Raw genomic sequence first — 20,696 nt, forward strand, 5'->3', positions numbered from 1 at the left:
GACTCGCCCGGGCTTGTCAAGCACTTTTTTGAAGTTCTTTTCAAGCGAACCGGCTATCCGGCCTGCCGCGGCGTCCTGCCGCAACAGCTTGTTTAGTATATCCTCTTTTCGCCCTGTTGTCAAGAGATTTTTTATAAAAAAAAGAAAGCAGAGAGCAATTCTCTGCCTTCTTCGCCTTTATTACTTATTCTACGGTAACGCTCTTCGCCAAGTTTCTCGGCTTGTCGACGTCGTTGCCCCGGCTGACTGCAATATAGTAGGACAACAGCTGCAGCGGAATAATCGCCATAATAGGTACGACAAAATTATCCGAAGCCGGAACGGTAATCAACGTATCTACAGTCTTCCGTACTTCCGTATCGCCTTCCTGCACTACGCCGATGACATAGGCGTCGCGGGCCTTGACTTCCTTGATGTTGCTGATCATTTTTTCTTCCACGTCTTTTTGCGTAGCCAAAGCGATGACGGGAACGCCTTCTTCAATGAGGGAAAGCGTGCCGTGCTTCAATTCGCCGCCGGCATACGATTCGGCGTGAATATAGGAAATTTCCTTTAATTTTAAAGCGCCTTCCATAGCCAAGCCGTAGTCCATGGACCGGCCGATAAAGAAAACGTCTTCTTTGCCTTCGAAGGAACTGCACATCGCCTTGATTTCGTCAGCGCAGTCAAAAATCTTACGGCACAAATCGGGAACAGCCGTCAAGTCATGAAGAATGCGGGACTCTTCATCGGCAGTCAGCGTTCCGTTCAAACGTCCCATATACAGAGCTAGCAGCAGCAATGTTACAAGCTGCGTCGTATAAGCCTTGGTCGACGCGACAGCAATTTCCGGGCCGGCCCAGGTATAGGCTACCTGATCGGCTTCGCGGGAAATTGACGAGCCGACGACATTCGTAATCGCCAGGGAACGCGCACCTAAGCGCTTCGCTTCTTTCAGCGCAGCCAGCGTATCAATAGTTTCGCCGGATTGGCTGATGACGATGCACAGCGTCTTGCTGTCTGTCAGAGGATTTCTATACCTGTATTCCGAAGCGATATCTACTTCAACGGGAATACGGGCCAATTTTTCAATAAAGTATTTTGCCAGCAAACCAGCATGATACGCCGTGCCGCAGGCCGTAATCATAATCTTGCCGATAGACGTAACGTCTTCCGTCGTCCAGTTCAGTTCTTCAAACTGCACGTGCGAGCCGTCTTCGGAAATGCGGCAGCCCATCGTATCCTTAATGGCTTTCGGCTGTTCGTAAATTTCCTTGAGCATGAAATGTTCATAGCCGCCCTTTTCGGCTGCTTCCGCATCCCAGTTGACTTCAAAGACTTTTTTAGAAATGGGATTTCCTTCCAAATCGGTAACCCATACGTTGTCTTTTTTTACGATGGCAATTTCACCGTCATTCATGATATAGGTCTTGCGCGTATAGCTCAAAATGGCTGGAATATCCGAGGCGATATAGTTTTCGCCTTCGCCGAGGCCGACGATAAGGGGATTGTCTTTTTTGCTGCAAATGATCTTATCCGGTTCAAAACGGCTCATGAACACGAGGGAATACGAGCCGCGCAGCCGGACCAGCACGCGCTGTACAGTCCGCGTAAAGTCGCCGTCATACATGTCAGCGCATAAGTGGGCTACGACTTCCGAGTCCGTTTCCGACTTAAAGCGATAGCCTTTTTCCAGCAGCTCTTCCTTCAGCTCCATGTAGTTTTCGATAATGCCGTTGTGAACGATAGCGAAATTGCCGGCTTCATCCGTATGCGGATGAGCGTTGAGATCCGACGGTCCGCCGTGCGTAGCCCAGCGCGTATGGCCGATGCCGACCGTTCCGACGACAGGATGGGCCTTCACTTCTTCAGCCAGGTTCACAAGGCGGCCCTTCTTCTTGCGCACGGCAATAGCGCCATCATGATACACGGCGATGCCGGCAGAATCATATCCTCTGTACTCCAGCTTCGTCAAGCCGTCCATCAAAAAATCAGCTGCTTCTCTTCCTCCAATATACCCTACAATACCGCACATACATATAACCTCCTAGTGTGTGTATTTGCTTCCCACGACGACATTGTCCATTCCGTTGCCGCAATGCTTTTCCGCCATGTAACGACTGAAGCTGCCGAGAGGCATCCGCTGACATGTTCGATACTCCTCTTCCTCGTCCGCCCGCCGTTGCCGGCGGGCACTAGCGCTATCCATTTTACGAAGGATTTCCAAACGCCTGTAAAAAAAACAGGAATGAAGCGAACTTCATCACTTCATTCCCACATTCTAATATATTTTATCACCTAGGTCAATACCTACTTGGAGGGACCCATTTCATGCTCTACGACGACGGCAATATCGTCGACGATACGCTGAAGCTGTTCCAGGTCGGGCCCTTCCGCCATAACCCGAATCAGCGGCTCCGTGCCGGACGGACGGACCAGGATACGGCCTTCGTCGCCCAATTCCGCTTCTCCCGCTGAAATAGCCGCCATGATGAGATTGTTTTCTTCCCATCCCGATTTTGTCTGCACAGTCACATTCTTTAAAATCTGGGGATAACGGGTCATGAGGGCCGCTAATTCTGACAGCGGCTTATTCTGCTGCTTCATGATGCTGAGAAGCTGCACCGCCGTCAGCAGTCCGTCGCCTGTCGTATTATAGTCGAGGAAAATAATATGGCCTGACTGCTCGCCGCCTAAGGAATAGCCGTCCTTGCGCATTTTTTCCAGGACATACCGGTCGCCGACAGCCGTCGTTTCCGTACGGCATCCCATGTCTTTCAAGGCCTTGTGGAAGCCGATGTTGCTCATTACCGTTCCTACGACCGTATCCTGCTTCAAGCGGCCTTCTTCTTTCAGTTTCAGCGCGCAGAGCAGCATGATCTGGTCGCCGTCCATCTCCTGCCCCTTTTCATCGACGGCCAGACAGCGGTCGGCGTCGCCGTCATTGGCAATGCCGATATCGGCGCCGCAGCGCAGCACCGTTTCCTTCAAATCTTCCAAATGGGTGGAGCCGCAGTTGTCATTGATATTCACGCCGTTCGGCTCCGTATGAATGGCAATGACTTCGGCTCCCAGGCGCTTCAGGATTTCCGGTCCGATAGAATAGGCCGCGCCATTGGCACCGTCGTACACGACCTTTAAACCCGATAAATCTACATTTGTCGACTTGCATACGAAATCGGCATATTCCTGCTGCAAATCCGTCCACAAGGAAATCGTGCCGATGCCGGCGCCTACAGGCCGGCTCTGCAGACCGGCTCGTTCGTCGCGGAGCATGTATTCTTCAATCCGGTCTTCCATTTCGTCGGGAAGTTTGTACCCGTACCCGTCGAAGAACTTAATGCCGTTGTATTCAAAGGGATTGTGGGACGCCGAAATGACGACGCCGGCATCCATGTGATGGGTCCTTGTCAAATAGGCGACGGCCGGAGTCGGAATCACGCCGGCCATATAGCATTCGCCGCCGGCAGACGCGATGCCCGCTGCTAAAATGCTGGCCAGCATGGTGCCGGAACGGCGCGTGTCGCGGCCGATAAGAAATGTCGGATGTTCCTTATTTTGTCCAAAAATATACGCGGCGGCCCTGCCTAAATGATATGCCAATTCCGGCGTCAGGGAATCGTTAGCAATGCCCCGCACACCATCAGTACCAAACAATCTAGCCATTTACAACTACCTCCAAAGGTTGATATTTACGAATGATTTCATTTGCCGTTTCCAATCCGTCGAGAAAAGCGCTCATAATGCCGCCGGCATACCCTGCGCCTTCTCCCACGGGATACAGTCCCGCCGCATCGACGGCCATGCGGTCTTCGCCGCGCACGATGCGCACGGGAGCGCTGGTTCTCGTTTCCACGCCGGTCATGACGACGCCGTCGTCGTCAAAGCCGCGAATCTTGCGGCCGAAGTAGGGCAAGGCCTGCTCCAGCGTATGGGTCACGAAGTCCGGCAGCACGTTATGCAAATCTGTCCAGGTCACGCCAGGACGGTACGTATGCACCGCCCCTTCTGCCGGCGAGGAACCCTTGAGAAAGCTTCCTACGGTCTGCGCCGGCGCGCGGTAATTACTGCCTCCGGCCTTATACGCCAGCTCCTCGTACTGCCGCTGAAACTCGATGCCGGCCAGGGGCCCGCTGCCGACGTCGTCTGTCGTCACGTTGACGACTAAGGCGCTGTTGGCCACGCCGCTGTCGCGCCGATACAGGCTCATGCCGTTCGTCACAACCCGTCCTTCTTCAGACGCCGCCGCCACGACGGCTCCGCCGGGACACATGCAGAAGGAATAACACGACCGGCCTTCCGGGCTATGGTACACCAAAGCGTAATCAGCCGGGTCCAATCCCAATTCCGCCGCGTCGCAGCCGTATTGCCCGCGATCGATAACCTGCTGGTCGTGCTCGATGCGCACGCCGACGGCAAAGGGTTTCTTTTCCAGGACAACGCCTTCGTCGTGCAGCATGTAATACGTATCGCGGGCGCTGTGCCCAATGCCTAAGACGACGACATCCGTCTCATATTCATCCTCACCGTTGACGATAACGGCGCATACCCTTCCCCGTTCATCCCGGCGTATGGAAGTCACGCGGCTCTGAAAACAAACCGTTCCACCTGCCAATTCTATCATATGACGCATATTTTTTACAACGTTCCGCAAAATATCCGTCCCTACGTGGGGATTATAGGCATATAAAATTTCCGGCGGCGCTCCCGCATCGACCAGGGTCTGAAGGATATGGCGCAGGAGCGGATGATTCACCCGCGTCGTCAGCTTGCCGTCGGAAAACGTGCCGGCTCCGCCTTCGCCGAACTGCACGTTCGACTCGGGCCGGAACGTTCCGCCGTTCCAGAATTCTTCCACATGGGCCGTCCGCGTATCTACGTCGCAGCCCCGTTCAAATACGATCGGCTTATACCCGCCGCGCGCCAAGGCCAGCGCCGCGGCTAATCCCGACGGCCCCGTGCCTACGACGACAGGACGATGGCGCAGCACGACGTCGCCGGGCTGCGGCGGAACATACGCAGTTTCCGCAATCCGGCGGACATCCTTGGCGTCGCGGCAGCGCCGCCATATTTTTTCTTCGTCATGAAAGGCGACGTCTACCGTAAATACCAGATAAATATTCGGCTTCCGCCGCGCGTCTACAGAACGCCGCACGACGCAGATATGCTCTATATCTGCCGGGCTGCAGCGAAGCTTTTTAGCTACCAGCGCCTCTATGGATTTCTTCATAGGCACGCCGGTGCGGATATTCATTACCCTTAGCACGCAATTCGCTCCTTTACTATTCCACGTCTACGGCAACTTCGATCGTATCGGGTTCGAAGATGACGCCGTTTACAGGCGATACGATAATCTTCCATTTCTTATCTTGCTTCAAGCCTGAAATATCGATAGGCGGCAAGTCGATGCGGGACAAATTCTTGAGAATATTCGCGTCTCCCTTTACGGCAACCGTATTCGGATTTATTTTGATTTCTTTCAGCGATACAGACGGAGACACGTCCCCTTCCGTCGTCACGTAAACGGGAATGTCTTTCGTCACGGCATTATGACCGATGGATATGCGGATATTGCTCTGCCACGGCGTCATTTCCAGTCCTTCGACGCGGGAACCGTCCGCTGCCACCAGCCGGATAGGCGCCATGATAGAAAAGTCGTCTATCCTGTCTTCGATCGGAATTTCCACGACAGCCTGTTCCACTTGCTTGACAAGACGGCGAGCGCCGCTGATGACGACCTTTTCCGGCACGACCTTCAGGCTGCTGACGAAAATATCGTTCTTCGTCTGTCCTACCAAATGCGGCGTCAGTGCCAATTCCCGCACGGTGTATACGTCGACCATAATGTCAGCCGAGGTCATGCTCTGCTTTTTCAGCTCCGTCCCCGCCGGAATTTCTATGCGGACAGGGGCGCTCATTTCGCCTTCCTGGGCATCGGACAAATCAATATAGGCTTTAATATCCGACGGCCCTACGTTGATAATCGTGTTGCGCGGCCCGGACAGGCGTACGTAGACCGTCTTCGGCACGTTCGACGTAATGTACTGCGAGTCGAGGTTTTCCACGACGATCGGCACCGTATAGCTGCCTTCGCTCATGGGATTCTGTTCGTTAATGATAAAGAACCACAGCACGATCGCCATTAACAGACAAATAATCTTTAATTGCCATTTTTTGTCAAGCTTATTCATCATATCACGGCCTCCACTTGAAAATATTGGCTAAGCCCTGAGGCGTCTTGTTCAAGAAGGTCTTCAGCACGTTGCGCAGGGCGTTGCTGTCCAAGTGACGGTAAATATGACCGCCGTACGTATATGAAATAGAGCCCGTTTCTTCGCTGACGACGACGACGACGGCGTCGGCCATCTCGCTGAGGCCGATAGCCGCGCGATGCCGCGTCCCCAGCTCCGTAGACAAGGAACGGTCCGCCGTGAGCGGAAGCAAGCATCCTGCCGCCATGATGCGGTTTTCCCGAATAATGACAGCCCCGTCGTGAAGGGGCGTATTGGGAATAAATATATTTCCCAGCAGCTCCCGCGACACGACGCCGTCGATGGGAACGCCCGTATCGATGTAGTCGTTCAAGCCCACTTCCCGTTCAAAGACGATCAGCGCGCCGGTCCGCGTTTTGGACATCGAATCGGTAATCGCCACGATTTCATCGATAAGCCGCTCCAGCTCCTTGGCGTTCAGCACATGGCCCGACTGCAGAAACCGGCCTCTCCCGATTTGTTCCAGGGCACGCCGCAGCTCCGGCTGAAAGACGACCGGCAAGGCAACCAATATGACCGTCATGCCCTGCTGCAGCATCCAGTTGATGACGTGCAGATCCAGGACCCGGCTGACGACCGTCACGGCACCGAGCACCAGCAGCCCCTTGATCAGGGCCACGGCCCGTGTGTTGCGAATCAAAATGAACAGTTTATACAGCACAAAGGCGACAAGCAGAATATCCAATATGTCAAGCAGACGAAAGCTGCTGATAAACCCCTGAATAGATACGCTCATGTTATTTCTCCATTACGACAACAAACTAATCATGGTTAAGTAAATTCATTGTACACTATTTTTACTTCAAAATAAAGTCGCAGGCCCGTACAAAAACAAAGCCGCAGCCAGGAGCTCTTGTCTCCGCTGCGGCTTTTCCACATCAATTATAATTCGTTCGACGCCGCTTTTTCCAGCGGCCCGTCGCCTGCAGCTCCGCATGCTGCCTGAAGCTGCGATTCCTGGCGGGCGAGTTCGGCAAAATCAATGGCCTTCAATTTTGTTACCAAGTCCCGCTGGATATCGGCAAAGGCATTGTAAATAGAGCACATGCCGCTGCAGCCGCGGGAACACGAGCTGATGTCATGCAGACAGCGCTGCAGTTCCGTCTGGCCTTCTACGGCTTCGATGACGTCAAACAAGGTGATATCTTCCGGCGAGCGCTGCAGGGCAAAGCCCCCGTCGACGCCGCGGTACGATTTCATGATGCCGGCAGCCGTCAAATTTCTCATGATTTTTAATAAAAAACGCTCGGGGATATTTTGTTTTTCTGCTAAGGCAGCGCCGGTTATTTTCGTGCCCTCCGGCAGCGACGCCAGGTACAGCACCATGCGGAAAGCATAATCAGTCGCTTGATTTAATCTCATTACTCTAATCCCTCCTTGCATGTGTCTATTATACAATAAGTCACTAAAAAAGTGTAGTTTAAAATAAAAAAAAGAAAAGGTCCTGATGACGAATGCCTGTCATTCATCATCAAGACCTGTATTACATCGCCCTTACAAGGCGTCGATAATCAAAAAGATAACTGCCGACAATGCAGCACTGATCGGTATGGTAACGCACCAGGCAATGACCATGCTGCGGGCTACGCCCCAGTGGACGGCGCGAACCCGTTCGGCCGAACCGACGCCCATGATAGAGCCCGATACGACGTGCGTCGTACTGACCGGCAAGTGCAGGAACGTCGCGGAAAAAATAACTAAGGACGAATTCAGGTCGGCAGCAAAGCCGTTGATGGATTCCATCTTGAAGATCTTCGTCCCCATCGTGGAAATGATACGCCACCCGCCGGCAGACGTGCCCAAAGCCATGGACGTGGCGCAGGCCAGCTTTACCCACGTGGGAATTTCCATCGTATCGATGTATCCGCCGCTCAGCAGGGCCAGGGCGATGATGCCCATCGCTTTCTGGGCGTCGTTGGAGCCGTGCGAAAAGGCCATGAGGCTGGCCGACACGAGCTGCATCTTGCGGAACTGGCGGTTTAAGGCGATAGGCGAATACTTGCGGACAATCCAAAGGATGGCGATCATGACGAAATATCCTGTCGCCAAGGCGATGACCGGCGATAAGATCAGCGATAAGATGATCTTTTCAATACCGCCCATATCCAAAGCCGCCGGGCCTACGCTGATGCATACGGCGCCGATAACGCCGCCGATGAGCGAGTGGGACGAGCTGCTGGGTATACGGTAATACCACGTCGCGATATTCCAAATGATAGAGCCGATCAGGGCGGCTACGATGACTTCCAAACTAATCTGGGCCGGATTTAACACCAAATCCCCGCCAATCGTCTTGGCGACGCCTGTACTGACCATCGCGCCGGCAAAGTTCAGCACAGCGGCCATCATAATCGCATGGCGCGGCGTAATGGCCCGCGTCGACACGCTGGTAGCAATGGCGTTAGCCGTATCGTGGAACCCGTTGATATAGTCAAACAGCACGGCCAGCAGCACAATGGCCCATATTAACCAATGCTCAGGCATACTTTAAGACGACCTTTCTGAACGTAGTAACCAGATCTTCGCATTCGTCGGTAATATCTTCGACAGATTGAAGAACTTCCTTCCATTTGATGATTTCAATGGGATCTTTGCATTCCGAGAATAATTTGGCCATTTCCTTATGATACAAATCGTCGCAGTCCTGTTCCAGCTTCAGCACCTTGTGGCTGCGGGCTTCGACCTTGAGGTAATTTTTCTTTAAATCCTTCATGTAGCCGATGGATTTACAGATTTCCTTCATCGCTTTGGCCGTGATGACGGTCATCTGCTTAGCACCCTCCGTCGCCTGTCCGATTTGGTACATGCACATCTTATCCATGATTTCGCTGATATTGTCGATGACCGCATCCAATTCGTCAATAAGCTGCTGGATGTCTTCGCGGTCCATCGGCGTGATGAACGTTTTTTGCAGACGCTTCATGGTCTCCAATACGAGCTCGTCGGCTTCATCGGCCAGGGAATCGATTTTTTCCAGCGCTTCCTCTTTAGGAATCTGGTCGTTCATGGCCTGCCGCAGCAGATCGGCTGCCTGATAACTCAGCATCGCGTGCTGGTCTAATAATGCGAAAAACTTTTCTTCTTTGGGCTTTAAGTGGAATGCCATACTAATCAGTTCTCCTTGTCTGCAAACACATTTTTTACGTAATAATTACGCACTGTTTACCTATATTTTACATAGCTGTGTCTTTCTGCATTATACCATATACGACCTCATTATTCTAGAAAAGGCGTTGCCAATATGGCATATTCTACATGAATTTTTTTATAGGCGCAGCGGGCCGTCTTTGCGGGTGCACTGTCGGAGCGTTAAAAGATTTAAGGCTATGCATTCTCCAGATATTGTCATTTTCATGGGTGACAAAGTTACATTACTATTTGTTGCGTTTGCCCCATCCTGCCGATATACTTAAGCTATCAGAAACACAAGCAGTCCGGAATGCAGCGTGCGCACTGAATCACTTTAGGAGGTACAACAATGAAAGCAAAGATTCAATCGTTCGGCCGCTTCCTCAGCGGTATGGTCATGCCGAACATCGGCGCCTTCATCGCCTGGGGCCTTATTACGGCCATGTTTATCCCCTCAGGCTGGCTGCCGAATGAAAAGCTGGCCGCCATGGTCGGACCGTTCCTGACCTACGTCCTGCCCCTGCTCATCGCCTATCAGGGCGGCAAGGCCGTCGGCGGCGACCGCGGCGCCGTCATCGGCGTCATCGCGACGGTCGGCGTCATCTGCGGCACATCGTACACCATGTTCATGGGCGCCATGGTCATGGGTCCCTTGGCAGGCCTGGTCATCAAAAAGTTCGACGCCGCCGTAGACGGCCGCATCAAGCCTGGCTTTGAAATGCTGGTCAACAATTTCTCCGTCGGCATCATAGGCATGCTCTTATCCATCGTAGGCTTTTATCTCATCGGCCCGGTCATGGGTATCCTGCTCACCTTCCTGACAGCAGGCGTTCAGATTCTCGTCACCTACGGCGTCTTCCCCCTCATCGGCCTCTTCGTCGAACCGGCAAAGGTACTGTTCCTGAACAACGCCATCAACCACGGCATCTTCACGCCCCTGGGAGCCGAGCAGGTATCACAGGCCGGCAAGTCAATTTTCTACATGATTGAAACGAACCCCGGCCCCGGCGCAGGCGTCCTCATCGCCTACTGGCTGTTCTCTAAGGATAAAATGACGAAGCACTCCGCTCCCGGCGCGCTCATCATTCACGCCTTAGGCGGCATCCACGAAATTTCCTTCCCCTACGTCCTCATGAATCCCATGCTCCTGCTGGCTACGATCGGCGGCAGCGTATCGGCGTTGTTCTACTATTCGCTTCTCGACCTCGGTTTATCCGGCCCGCCCTCTCCGGGCAGCCTCATTTCGTACCTGGCAATGGCGCCTAAAGGATCTACGCTGTCCGTCATCATCGGCATTTTCATCGCCGCCGGCGTGTCCTTCCTCATCGCTTCGCCTATCATCCGCATGTCCGGAGCCAAATCGTCGGACTCCCTCGCCGAAGCCCAGCAGAAGATGAAAGCCATGAAAGCCCAGTCCAAGGGCATGGCAACGCCGACGGCCGCCGAAGTGCCGGCAGTCAACATGAAAGAAATTAAAAACATCGTCTTTGCCTGCGACGCCGGCATGGGTTCCAGCGCCATGGGCGCCGCCGTCCTGCAGAAGCGTCTGAAAAAAGCCGGCCTGACGGACATCAAGGTCAGCCACGCGTCCGTTTCGGAAGTGCCGAAAGACGCGCAGCTCGTCGTCTGCCATCAGGACCTGGCGGACCGGGCCAAAGCCAGCGCGCCCCAGGCCCGTCTCATTACGATTACCAACTTTATGGCCGCGCCTGAATACGCGACGCTCGTAGAAGAACTGGCTTCGGTCCAGCTCCCGCCGTCGTAAAAACCTGCCGTGTTATCGCACGGGGTTCCCGTCACGCAGAGGAGGTGATACTACGGAATTCACATTGCGCATCCAACAAATTTTGTCTATCCTGCTGCGGCATCAAGATTTTCTGCACGAACAGCAAATCGCCGACGAGCTGGCTATCAGCAAGCGCACGGTCCAGCGCGAGTTGGATTACATCACGACGATTCTCGCGCCGTACCAGCTGACGCTGACGCGCAAAAAAGGAGCGGGCCTCCTGCTGGCCGGCACGCCGCAGGCAAGGCAGCGCCTGGCCGACGCCTTAAACGCCTCGGGCCGGTCGGATTGGTCCGATAAAAGGGAACGGCGGCGCTACCTGTTGTTCGAACTGCTGCGGGACCGGACGCCAAAAAAGCTATACCATTACAGCCGGCTCCTGGGCGTCAGCGAGTCGACAGCCGCTTCCGATTTGGAAGCTCTTGGCCCCTGGCTGCGGAAAAATAATTTATCCATCTTGAAAAAGCCCGGCTTCGGCGTCGTCCTGAACGGTACGGAACAAAATTACCGCGAAGCCATGCGGCGCTTCATCAGCGAAACGGCTCCCGTAGACAAATTAAAAGAAATTACCGATCCCCACGCCGCCCTGGCGAAAGCCGTCATGAACGTAACGGACAACGGCATTTACCGCCTGCTCAACAGCCGCACGATCCAGCGCATCGACGCCCTGCTCGGACAGATGAACGAACCCAAGCTCCGCCAGTTCACCGACTCGGCCTATATCGGCCTAATCATCCATATCGCCATCAGCGTCGAACGCATGCAGCAGGGCAACGTGCCGTCAGACGAGCAATCCCTGCCCTTGGAGGAAGACGGCGAAGACCTGCGCCTGGCACAGCGCATTCTCCAGGCCATCGAAGAAGAATTTCACCTGCATATGCCCGAGCTGGAGCTGTCCTATCTGCTGCTGCACATCAAGGGCGCAAATATGCATTACACCAACGTGCCCGATGAAACGGTGCCGACAGACCTGAACGGCAAAAAACTGATCAACCTCATCGACGCCATGATAGACGCCTTCGATTCCCGCCAGGCCTATATGCTGCGCTGCGACGAAGAATTTATCCGCGGGCTCTTCGTCCACCTGCAACCGGCCATCGTCCGCCTGACCAATCATCTCAACATCATCAATCCCCTGCTGGACGATATCAAGGAAGAATACGCCGACACGTTTCAAAAATCCAGCCGGGCGGCCCGCGTACTGGAAAAGGCCATCGGCGTCGCCGTGTCTGAAGAAGAAATCGGGTATTTGACGATTCACTTCGGCGCGGCCCTGGAACGCATGAAGGGGAAGACGGCCTTTACGCGAAAGGTTTCCGTCGGCATCGTCTGCGCCAGCGGCTTCGGCGTCGCCCGCCTGATGATGACGCGGCTGCGCAACAAGCTGTCCGCCGCCGTCTCGCTCAAGACCTACGGCAAGGGCGACCTGACGCCGGAGGTCATCAAAGCCACGGATTTCTTCGTCAGCAGCCTGCCCCTGAACCGTCCGGATATCGACGCCGTCCGCATCTCGCCGCTCATCACCCAGTCCGATATGAGCCGCATCCAATGCAAGATCGAAGAATACGCCCACATCCGCAAGAGGGTCCATCGGGAAGAAGGCGAAAAACAGCCTGATGATTTCGTACAGGAGCTGGCAGAAGCCCACAAGTCAGCAGAAGAAATCGCCTATATCCTGAAAGGCTATGCCATGTATACTGCCGATGCGTCCCTGCCTTTCGACCAAGTCGCAGCCTGGCTCTGCAGCCAAGTCGCCGAATCAGAATCGCAAAGCCGGCAGCTGTATGAAGATATTATGAAACGGGAACATCTGAGCAGCCAAATCTTTCCCGACCAGGGCTTCGCCCTGCTGCACTGCCGGACCTGCGCCGTCAGCCACGCCGCCTTTTATACCTGCATGCCGTCGGAAAGCAGCTTCGCCGACCCATACTTTCAAGGCGTCGGCATGGTCCTGCTCATGACGATGCCTGCTGCCGGCCCTACCCGCCTGTACACGGACTTACTAGGCTTCATCAGCAGCTCCCTGGTCATAGACGACAGCTTCAACGAAGCCGTCCTAAGCCGCAGCGAAGGCCTCATCCGGTCCGAGCTGCAGCGCATCCTCAAATTGTATTTCAATACATTGCTCATAAAAATTACATAAGGAGAACATCATCATGGAAATTTTACAGAAAAAGAACATCATCCTCAACTGCCAGCCGAAGGCCAAAGAAGACGTCATTAAGGAAATCGGCAAGATTTTCTGTGAAGACGGCTACACGACAGAAAAATATACCCAGGCCATGCTGGACAAGGAAACGGTCTTCAATACGGCCATCGGCAACAGCGTAGCCATTCCCCACGGCATCGAAGAAGGCAAGATCGAAGTGCAGCACGCCGGCTTGGTTATCATGACCTTTCCCGAAGGCACGGACTGGAACGGCACGACGGTAAAATTGGTCATCGGCATCGCCGCCGCCGGCGACGAACACGTCGATATCCTGAGCAATATCGCCGTCACCTGCTCCGACGAAGACGACGTAGAAGACGTCGTCCACAGCTCCGTCGACGAAATCTATAACATGTTCGCTAACTAAGAGGTCAACGTATACTCATATACAGCACCATATATAAGCATTATACTCAGGAGGTATATACGATGAAAACAAAAGCAGTCAGAATGTACGGTACGAGAGATTTGCGCCTGGAAGAATTTGAACTTCCGGAAATCAAGGACGACGAAATTTTAGCCAAAATTATTACGGACAGCATCTGCATGTCTACGTATAAATTAGTCGAACAAGGCAAAAAGCATAAACGGGCTCCCCAGAACATCGACACGAACCCCATCATTACGGGCCACGAATTTGCCGGCGTCATCGTCAAGGTCGGCAAGAAATGGCAGGACCAGTTCAAGCCGGGCATGCGCTTCGCCCAGCAGCCGGCGCTGAACTACAAGGGCAGCCTGGCTTCGCCGGGATATTCCTATGAATTTTTCGGCGGCGACTGCACGTACTGCATCTTCCCCCACGAAGTCATGGAATTAGGCGCTCTGATGCCCTACGAAGGCGAAAGCTTCTTCGAAGCATCCTTGGGCGAACCGATGAGCTGCATCATCGGCGGCTACCGGGCCAACTACCACACGAACAAGCACAATTATAATCACGCTATGGGCACGAAAGAAGGCGGCAATATCATCATCCTCGGCGGCTGCGGCCCTATGGGCTTAGGCGCCGTCAGCTACGGCATCCGCTTTGAAAACAAGCCGAAACGCATCGTCGTAACGGACATCGACGAAAGCCGCATCAATCGGGCGAAAGAAGTCATTTCCCCCGAATACGCCGCCCAGTACGGCGTCGAACTCCACTACATCAATACCGGAGCCATGGACGATCCCTATGAAGAGCTCATGAAGATCACCGACGGCCATGGCTACGACGACGTCTTCGTATATGCGCCGGTCCGCGCCGTCGCCGAGCTGGGCAACAGACTGCTGGCCTTCGACGGCTGCATGAACTTCTTCTCCGGCCCGACGGACAAAAACTTCAGCGCTGAAATCAACCTGTACGACTGCCACTACACGAGCACCCACATCATGGGCACGACGGGCGGCAACAACGACGACCTCATCGAAGCCAACAACCTGGCTGCCAAAGGCATCATCAACCCGGCCGTCATGGTAACGCACGTCGGCGGCATCGACAGCATCATCGACACGACGCTGAACCTGCCGCATATCAAGGGCGGCAAAAAGCTGGCCTATACGCAGTTCGACATGCCGATGACGGCTATCGAAGATTTTGCCAAATTAGGCGAAACAGACCCGTTCTTCCTCGAACTGGACGCATGCTGCAAAGCCCACAACGGCCTCTGGAACGCCGAAGCGGAAAAAATGATCCTGAAACACTTCAACGTAGAACTCTAACCGTTCACCTTCTCTTTTCTCTTCATCCGGCAGATTCTACGAATACAATAATCCCCTCGCGCAGGCCTCTTTCCTGCCGAGGGGATGTTTTTTATTCGAACCAGGCGACAGCCCGGACGGGCGAGCCGTCGCTTTGACGTATCTTTAACGGAAAGCATCCGAACCAAAATAAGTCGCTGCCGCACAGATGAAGATTTTTCAAATTTTCTATATTGATCATTTCCCGGTTCTGAAACAGCTTCCTGTGCCGCGTCAGCTCTTCGTCGCCTATGGGGTCGATGCCGAACGTATCGAATCCGATGCCTTTATAGGGCCCGGCGACGACGTATTCCAATACGAAATCGTCTATGCAGGGATAGTCGCCGAAGTATCGGGGCGTCCCCCAATAGGCATCCCAGCCCGTGTGAAACAGGAGGAAATCCGCCTTTTCTGCCTTGTCTCCATAAGGCCGCAGGCAATCCATGGTAATCGCCCCGCCTTCCTTTATGCGGCGGCAGTCGACGACCAACGCCTTGCCGATAAACTGGCCCGCATCATACTGATCTAGCGTCGTGCCGCCGTCCCATACGTGAGCCGGCGGATCTGCGTGGGTACCGACGTGCGTGCAGATAGAAATCTTCGTTTCTCTGAAGCCGTCCGTTTTGCAGGTACTTACCGTCTGCAGGGACGGCTCTTCCGTTCCCGGAAACACGGGCATGTGCTCCCGTATGGTATGAGTCAAATCGATAACCTTCATAATAAAACGCCTCCTCGCTATGTCTATAGTATTCATCATACTATGAAACGGCGCAAAAAAAATACCGTCGGCAAGGTCTGCCAACGGTATTTTCGCGCGAAATGCGATTATTTTACAACGGCGTTGTCGATGATAGCCATGAAGTCGTCGACTTTCAGGCTGGCGCCGCCGACGAGACCGCCGTCAATATCGGGAGAGCCCGTCAATTCGGCTACGTTGCCGCCTTTTACGCTGCCGCCGTAGAGGACGGACACGCTGTCGGCAACGTCGGCGCTGTAGAGGGCAGCGATTTTCTTGCGGATAATGGAGCAAACTTCCTGAGCCTGCGCGGCCGTAGCCGTCTTGCCCGTGCCGATAGCCCAAATCGGTTCGTAGGCGATGACGACCTTCGCCAAGTCGTCGGCGCCGATGCCTTCGAGGGCCTTTTCAATCTGTCCTTCAATCCAAGGCTGCATAATGCCTTCTTCGCGCTGTTCCAGCGTTTCGCCGCAGCATACGATAGGCGTAAGGTTATGAGCCAAGGCGGCTTTCGTTTTCTTATTGACCGTTTCGTCCGTTTCGTTGAAATACGTACGGCGTTCGGAATGGCCGATAATGACGTGGGTTACGCCGATATCGACGAGCATAGCCGGAGATACTTCGCCCGTAAAAGCGCCGCTTTCTTCCCAATGCATATTCTGCGCGGCTACGTGAATCGGCGTGCCTTTCGTCAATTCCACAGCCATCGGCAGATACGGAAATACGGGAGCAACGACGACTTCGGCTTTGACGTCCTGCGCTACGCGGCCGACGAGGCCCGTAATCGTTTCCTTGGCGTCCTTGCCAGTATGATTCATCTTCCAGTTGCCGGCAATAATAGTTTTTCTCATGAGAGCATCCTCCTATCTGAAATATGATGGTATATTATTTATCGCTCAGCGATTCGACGCCGGGCAGTTTCTTGCCTTCGAGATATTCCAGGGACGCGCCGCCGCCGGTGGAAATATGGCTTATCTGATCGGAAAGACCCGTCTTGTTGACAGCCGATACGGAGTCGCCGCCGCCGACGATAGATACGGCATCCGAAGCAGCTACGGCTTTCGCAACGGCTTCCGTACCTTTCGCGTAGTTTTCCATTTCAAATACGCCCATAGGGCCGTTCCAGACGATAAGTTTCATAGAAGCTAATTCTTTGGCAAAGAGTTCCTGCGTCTTCGTGCCTACGTCGAGGATCATCCAGTCGGCCGGCACGTCGGCAACGTCTACGACCTTGTGGTCGGCGTCGTTGTCAAAGGCAGCTGCTACCATGACATCGACGGGAAGGAGAAGCTTCGTTCCCTGTTCTTGAGCCTGGGCGATGAGGCTCTTCGCCAGATCGATTTTATCGGCTTCGACGAGGGATTTGCCGATGCCGTAGCCCTGTGCGGCCAGGAACGTATTGGCCATGCCGCCGCCGATGATCATGAGGTCGACCTTCGGCAGGAGATTGGAAATGACTTCGATTTTATCGGAAACCTTCGCGCCGCCGATAATCGCCGCAAAGGGATGGGCCGGATTGTCTACGGCGCCGCCGATGAAGCGGATTTCCTTTTCCAGCAGGAAGCCTGCAGCCATAGGCAGGTACGCCGTAATGCCGGCAACGGAGGCATGCGCCCGGTGGCAGCAGCCGAAGGCGTCGTTTACGCCGACTTCAGCCAATTCGGCGAGCTGGCGGGAAAATTCGGGATCGTTCTTTTCTTCTTCCTTATGATAGCGAAGGTTTTCGAGAAGCAGGACTTCGCCGGGCTGGAGCGCTTCGGCCATGGCTTTCGTTTCCGGGCCGACGCAGTCCGGAGCAAATTTTACGGGGATTCCCAGTAATTCGGAAAGGCGTTCGGCAACGGGTTTCAGCGAATACTTGGGAACGGCTTCTCCCTTCGGACGGCCGAGATGGCTGGCCAGGATGACTGCCGCGTGATGGTCGAGCAGATACTTAATCGTCGGCAGCGTTTTCTGAATGCGCGTGTCGTCCGTAATACGGCAGTCGCCGTCGAGGGGCACGTTGAAGTCCGCTCTGACGAATACCCGTTTGTTGTCCACTGTAATATCTGTAATTGTCTGTTTCATGGAAAAATCCTCCTCCATATCGTAACGATATATATATATATATATACTCGTCAGCGTCTGCTAGACGCTGGAAAAACCTCGTATTAAATCATTTTCATCATCTTTTCTGCCGCGCCTTCGTCCGTCACGAGGATGCCCGTCCGGCACGTGCGCATGACGGCTACGATCGCCTCGGCCTTGCTCGCTCCGCCGGCCACGGCGATGACGTGGGGATGATGCTTTATATCTTTCAAGGAAATACCGATGTTGTTGCTGCCGTACAGGATGCGCCCGTCCAGGCTGCAGTAACAGCCCAGCGATTCGCCGCGTGCCCCCAGCGTTTCCAGTGTCTGCCGCTGATGCTCCGTCATGCCCCGCTGCTTGGCCATCTTATCGGCGCGGCCGATGCCGAAGACGACGACCTGGGCCTGGGAGGTCATGGCGACATTTTCCCTGGCCTGGGCGTCCGACTCGAACATCAGCCGCAGGGCCGATTCGCTTACGCCTTCAGGCAGGTGAATCATGCGGTACGAGCTGTGCGTCTTGGCGGCGACAGCAGCCGCGATATAGTTCGCCTGAAATTCCACGTGGTTCCCCATGCTGCCGCGGGCCGGCAGTATGGTCGCGCCGGCGTTGCTTTCCGGAAGCATGCGGGCGATTTCCGCCATGGTCGAGCCGCCGCTGATGGCCACGATGCTGACGCTGCCGAGCAAATCGTTGAGCAGCAGCGCGCCCTTGCGCCCCAGCTCCTCACAGGCCGTCTTATCCGTATCGCTGTCTCCGGGAACAATGTACACGTTCTTCAAGCCCAAGGCCTGCCGTATCTGCCGCTGCATATCGTCTAAATTGTTCAGGCGCAGGAAGCATTCCAATAAATCCGGCATGAGGGCCTTTCCTTCCGGCTCCATGGAAATGCCCATGGTCGTAAACCGTACCAGCCCGCTGCGCCGGAGCACGTCTACATGGGAGCGCACCACCCGTTCGGACAGCCCCGACAGGCCGGCCAGGGTGCGCCGTCCTACCGGTTCTGCGTCGGAAATATGACGCAGCAGCAAATATCGTTCTTTAATCGTCCCCATGATATCAGGCGCGATTTTTTGAAAGATACTGAGCGTGTCTTGTTCCATCTTTACCTCCATCTAAAGACATTTGCTGCTTCGCCGATACAACCACTGTGTTCATCGGCGGCATCAAAGGTCGATCAAGCATTTTCCCGTCATATCGGCGGGAATGGCCATGCCGGCCATCGTCAGCAGCGTCGGCGCGACGTCGGCTAAAATGCCGTCGTGCAGCTTGGCGTGCTTATAAGTTTCGCTGACTAAAATGCACGGCACGTGGTTCGTCGTATGAGCCGTATAGGGCGAGCCCGTTTCCGGATCAGCCATCTGTTCCGCGTTGCCGTGGTCGGCGATGATCAGCAGCTGGCCGTCGACAGTCTTCAGGGCGTCTACGATGCGGCCGATGCACGTATCGACGGTTTCCACCGCCTTGACGGCGGCTTCAAACACGCCCGTATGGCCTACCATGTCGGCGTTGGCAAAGTTGAGCATGATCATGTCGTATTCGCCGCTTTCAATCCGTTCGACGACCTTATCCGTGACGATGGGAGCATTCATTTCCGGCTGCAGGTCGTACGTAGCGACCTTCGGCGACGGCACGAGAATTCGGTCTTCGCCGGCGTTGGGCGTTTCTTCGCCGCCGTTGAAGAAATACGTCACATGGGCGTATTTTTCCGTTTCGGCAATGCGCAGCTGCGTCTTGCCGGCCTTGGCCAGCACTTCGCCCAGCGTATTGGCTATGGTTTCCTTATCATATACGACGTGAACCGGCAAATCGTCTTCATAGCGGGTCATCGTAGCGAAGTACACGTCTAATTTCTTCGGCCGGTCAAAGCCGTCGAAATCGTCGCAGACAAAAGCCGTCGTAAGCTGGCGGGCCCGGTCGGGGCGGAAGTTGAAGAATACCACGCTGTCGCCGTCTTCTACAGGATGTTTATGAATAACCGTCGGAACGACGAATTCGTCGGATACGTCGGCAGCGTAGGAATGCTTCAGGCACGTCTGCGCGTCCGATTCTTCATGGCCCTGGCCCAGCGCGACGGCATGGTACGCCTTTTCTACCCGATCCCAGCGCTTGTCGCGGTCCATGGCGTAATACCGGCCGCTGATCGTCGCGATTTCGCCGACACCCAGCTCGGCGCATTTATCTTCTAATTCCTGCAAGTATTCGCCGGCGCTGCGGGGCAGCACGTCGCGGCCGTCGAGAAAGGCATGGACATATACCTTGCGGAGGCCGTACCGCCTGGCCATTTCCAGCAGGCCGAACAAATGCTGCTCGCTGCTGTGCACGCCGCCCGGCGATACGAGGCCCAGCAGATGCAGGGCCGAATCGTGTTTCCTGACGTTTTCCATGGCTTCGACAAGAGCGGGCTTTTCAAAAAACGCGCCTTCGCGGATATCCTTGGTGATCTTCGTCAGGGCCTGATAGACGATGCGGCCGGCGCCGATATTCAGATGGCCGACTTCGGAGTTGCCGATCTGGCCGTCAGGCAGGCCTACGTCTTCACCCGACGCGCCTAAATGAGCGTGAGGATATTCCTTCCAGAGAGCCGGCAGGACCTTTAAATCGGCCTGCGCCACGGCGTTGTCCTTTTGGATATCGCTGCAGCCGAATCCATCCATAATCACCAGCATTACAGGTTTCTTTTTTGTCATATACTTCTATCTCCTTCTTTACCTTTACAGCCCGGCTGTGAAGAAAAGAAAAAGCAGGGAAATTCGCAATCCCTGCCTTTTCATTGTATTTCTATTTCGGTCTTGAATATTT

At 54.5% G+C, this 20,696-nt stretch carries 17 protein-coding genes; 4 read left to right on the forward strand and 13 right to left on the reverse strand.

The window, feature by feature from the left end:
• Positions 1 to 184: 184 nt before the first annotated feature.
• The 8 genes from glmS to B5F80_RS08060 all read right to left on the reverse strand — a co-directional run bounded on the left by glmS (position 185) and on the right by B5F80_RS08060 (position 9,357).
• Complete coding sequence (gene glmS / locus B5F80_RS08025) at positions 185 to 2,014, reverse strand: glutamine--fructose-6-phosphate transaminase (isomerizing) (RefSeq protein WP_087478309.1); 1,830 nt, start codon at positions 2,012 to 2,014, stop codon at positions 185 to 187.
• 275 nt (positions 2,015 to 2,289) lie between these two features.
• Positions 2,290 to 3,645, reverse strand: a complete 1,356-nt coding sequence (glmM, locus tag B5F80_RS08030; protein ID WP_087478310.1) for a phosphoglucosamine mutase — start codon at positions 3,643 to 3,645, stop codon at positions 2,290 to 2,292.
• Positions 3,638 to 5,245, reverse strand: a complete 1,608-nt coding sequence (locus tag B5F80_RS08035) for an FAD-dependent protein (protein ID WP_204246371.1) — start codon at positions 5,243 to 5,245, stop codon at positions 3,638 to 3,640. The genes glmM and B5F80_RS08035 overlap by 8 nt, the downstream gene beginning before the upstream one ends.
• A 16-nt stretch (positions 5,246 to 5,261) precedes the next feature.
• The gene (locus tag B5F80_RS08040; protein ID WP_239386332.1) at positions 5,262 to 6,173 is read right to left on the reverse strand and encodes a CdaR family protein; all 912 of its coding nucleotides are present in this window, start codon (positions 6,171 to 6,173) and stop codon (positions 5,262 to 5,264) included.
• A 1-nt stretch (position 6,174) separates the two neighbouring features.
• On the reverse strand, positions 6,175 to 6,987 hold the full coding sequence (cdaA, locus tag B5F80_RS08045; protein ID WP_087478312.1) for a diadenylate cyclase CdaA: 813 nt from the start codon (positions 6,985 to 6,987) through the stop codon (positions 6,175 to 6,177).
• Positions 6,988 to 7,133: 146 nt separating this feature from the next.
• On the reverse strand, positions 7,134 to 7,613 hold the full coding sequence (locus B5F80_RS08050) for an Rrf2 family transcriptional regulator (RefSeq protein WP_087478313.1): 480 nt from the start codon (positions 7,611 to 7,613) through the stop codon (positions 7,134 to 7,136).
• Between the two features lie 132 nt (positions 7,614 to 7,745).
• Positions 7,746 to 8,735 (reverse strand): inorganic phosphate transporter, encoded by a 990-nt coding sequence (locus B5F80_RS08055; RefSeq protein WP_087478314.1) that lies wholly within the window; start codon positions 8,733 to 8,735, stop codon positions 7,746 to 7,748.
• The gene (locus B5F80_RS08060) at positions 8,728 to 9,357 is read right to left on the reverse strand and encodes a DUF47 family protein (RefSeq protein WP_087478315.1); all 630 of its coding nucleotides are present in this window, start codon (positions 9,355 to 9,357) and stop codon (positions 8,728 to 8,730) included. Before B5F80_RS08060 ends, B5F80_RS08055 begins: the two co-directional genes overlap by 8 nt.
• A gap of 372 nt (positions 9,358 to 9,729) precedes the next feature.
• Between B5F80_RS08060 and B5F80_RS08065 the strand changes: the two genes are divergently transcribed.
• From B5F80_RS08065 to B5F80_RS08080, 4 genes are all read left to right on the forward strand, one after another.
• Positions 9,730 to 11,145 carry a PTS mannitol transporter subunit IICBA gene (locus B5F80_RS08065; RefSeq protein ID WP_087478316.1) on the forward strand — a complete coding sequence of 472 codons (1,416 nt, stop codon included), beginning with the start codon at positions 9,730 to 9,732 and terminating at the stop codon, positions 11,143 to 11,145.
• 64 nt (positions 11,146 to 11,209) lie between these two features.
• Entirely contained in the window at positions 11,210 to 13,309 is a 2,100-nt protein-coding gene (locus tag B5F80_RS08070; protein WP_239386333.1) for a PRD domain-containing protein, read from the forward strand.
• A 13-nt stretch (positions 13,310 to 13,322) separates the two neighbouring features.
• Positions 13,323 to 13,742, forward strand: a complete 420-nt coding sequence (locus B5F80_RS08075) for a PTS sugar transporter subunit IIA (protein ID WP_239386334.1) — start codon at positions 13,323 to 13,325, stop codon at positions 13,740 to 13,742.
• A gap of 62 nt (positions 13,743 to 13,804) precedes the next feature.
• Positions 13,805 to 15,070 (forward strand): zinc-binding dehydrogenase, encoded by a 1,266-nt coding sequence (locus B5F80_RS08080; RefSeq protein WP_087478319.1) that lies wholly within the window; start codon positions 13,805 to 13,807, stop codon positions 15,068 to 15,070.
• A gap of 91 nt (positions 15,071 to 15,161) precedes the next feature.
• On the opposite strand, the gene B5F80_RS08085 is transcribed toward B5F80_RS08080, so the two are convergent.
• The 5 genes from B5F80_RS08085 to gpmI form a co-directional block, all read right to left on the reverse strand.
• Positions 15,162 to 15,806, reverse strand: coding sequence for a cyclase family protein (locus B5F80_RS08085; RefSeq protein WP_087478320.1), 645 nt, complete (start codon positions 15,804 to 15,806; stop codon positions 15,162 to 15,164).
• A gap of 107 nt (positions 15,807 to 15,913) precedes the next feature.
• Positions 15,914 to 16,675: a triose-phosphate isomerase gene (tpiA, locus tag B5F80_RS08090; protein ID WP_087478321.1), complete on the reverse strand. Its 762-nt coding sequence runs from the start codon at positions 16,673 to 16,675 to the stop codon at positions 15,914 to 15,916.
• Positions 16,676 to 16,709: 34 nt separating this feature from the next.
• Entirely contained in the window at positions 16,710 to 17,891 is a 1,182-nt protein-coding gene (locus B5F80_RS08095; protein ID WP_087478322.1) for a phosphoglycerate kinase, read from the reverse strand.
• Positions 17,892 to 17,974: 83 nt separating this feature from the next.
• Positions 17,975 to 18,997, reverse strand: a complete 1,023-nt coding sequence (locus B5F80_RS08100; RefSeq protein ID WP_087478323.1) for a sugar-binding domain-containing protein — start codon at positions 18,995 to 18,997, stop codon at positions 17,975 to 17,977.
• A 63-nt stretch (positions 18,998 to 19,060) separates the two neighbouring features.
• Positions 19,061 to 20,584, reverse strand: coding sequence for a 2,3-bisphosphoglycerate-independent phosphoglycerate mutase (gene gpmI / locus B5F80_RS08105; protein WP_087478324.1), 1,524 nt, complete (start codon positions 20,582 to 20,584; stop codon positions 19,061 to 19,063).
• Between the last annotated feature and the right edge of the window lie 112 nt (positions 20,585 to 20,696).

It is taken from the genome of Megasphaera sp. An286, from assembly GCF_002163455.1.
Taxonomy (GTDB): domain Bacteria; phylum Bacillota; class Negativicutes; order Veillonellales; family Megasphaeraceae; genus Megasphaera; species Megasphaera stantonii.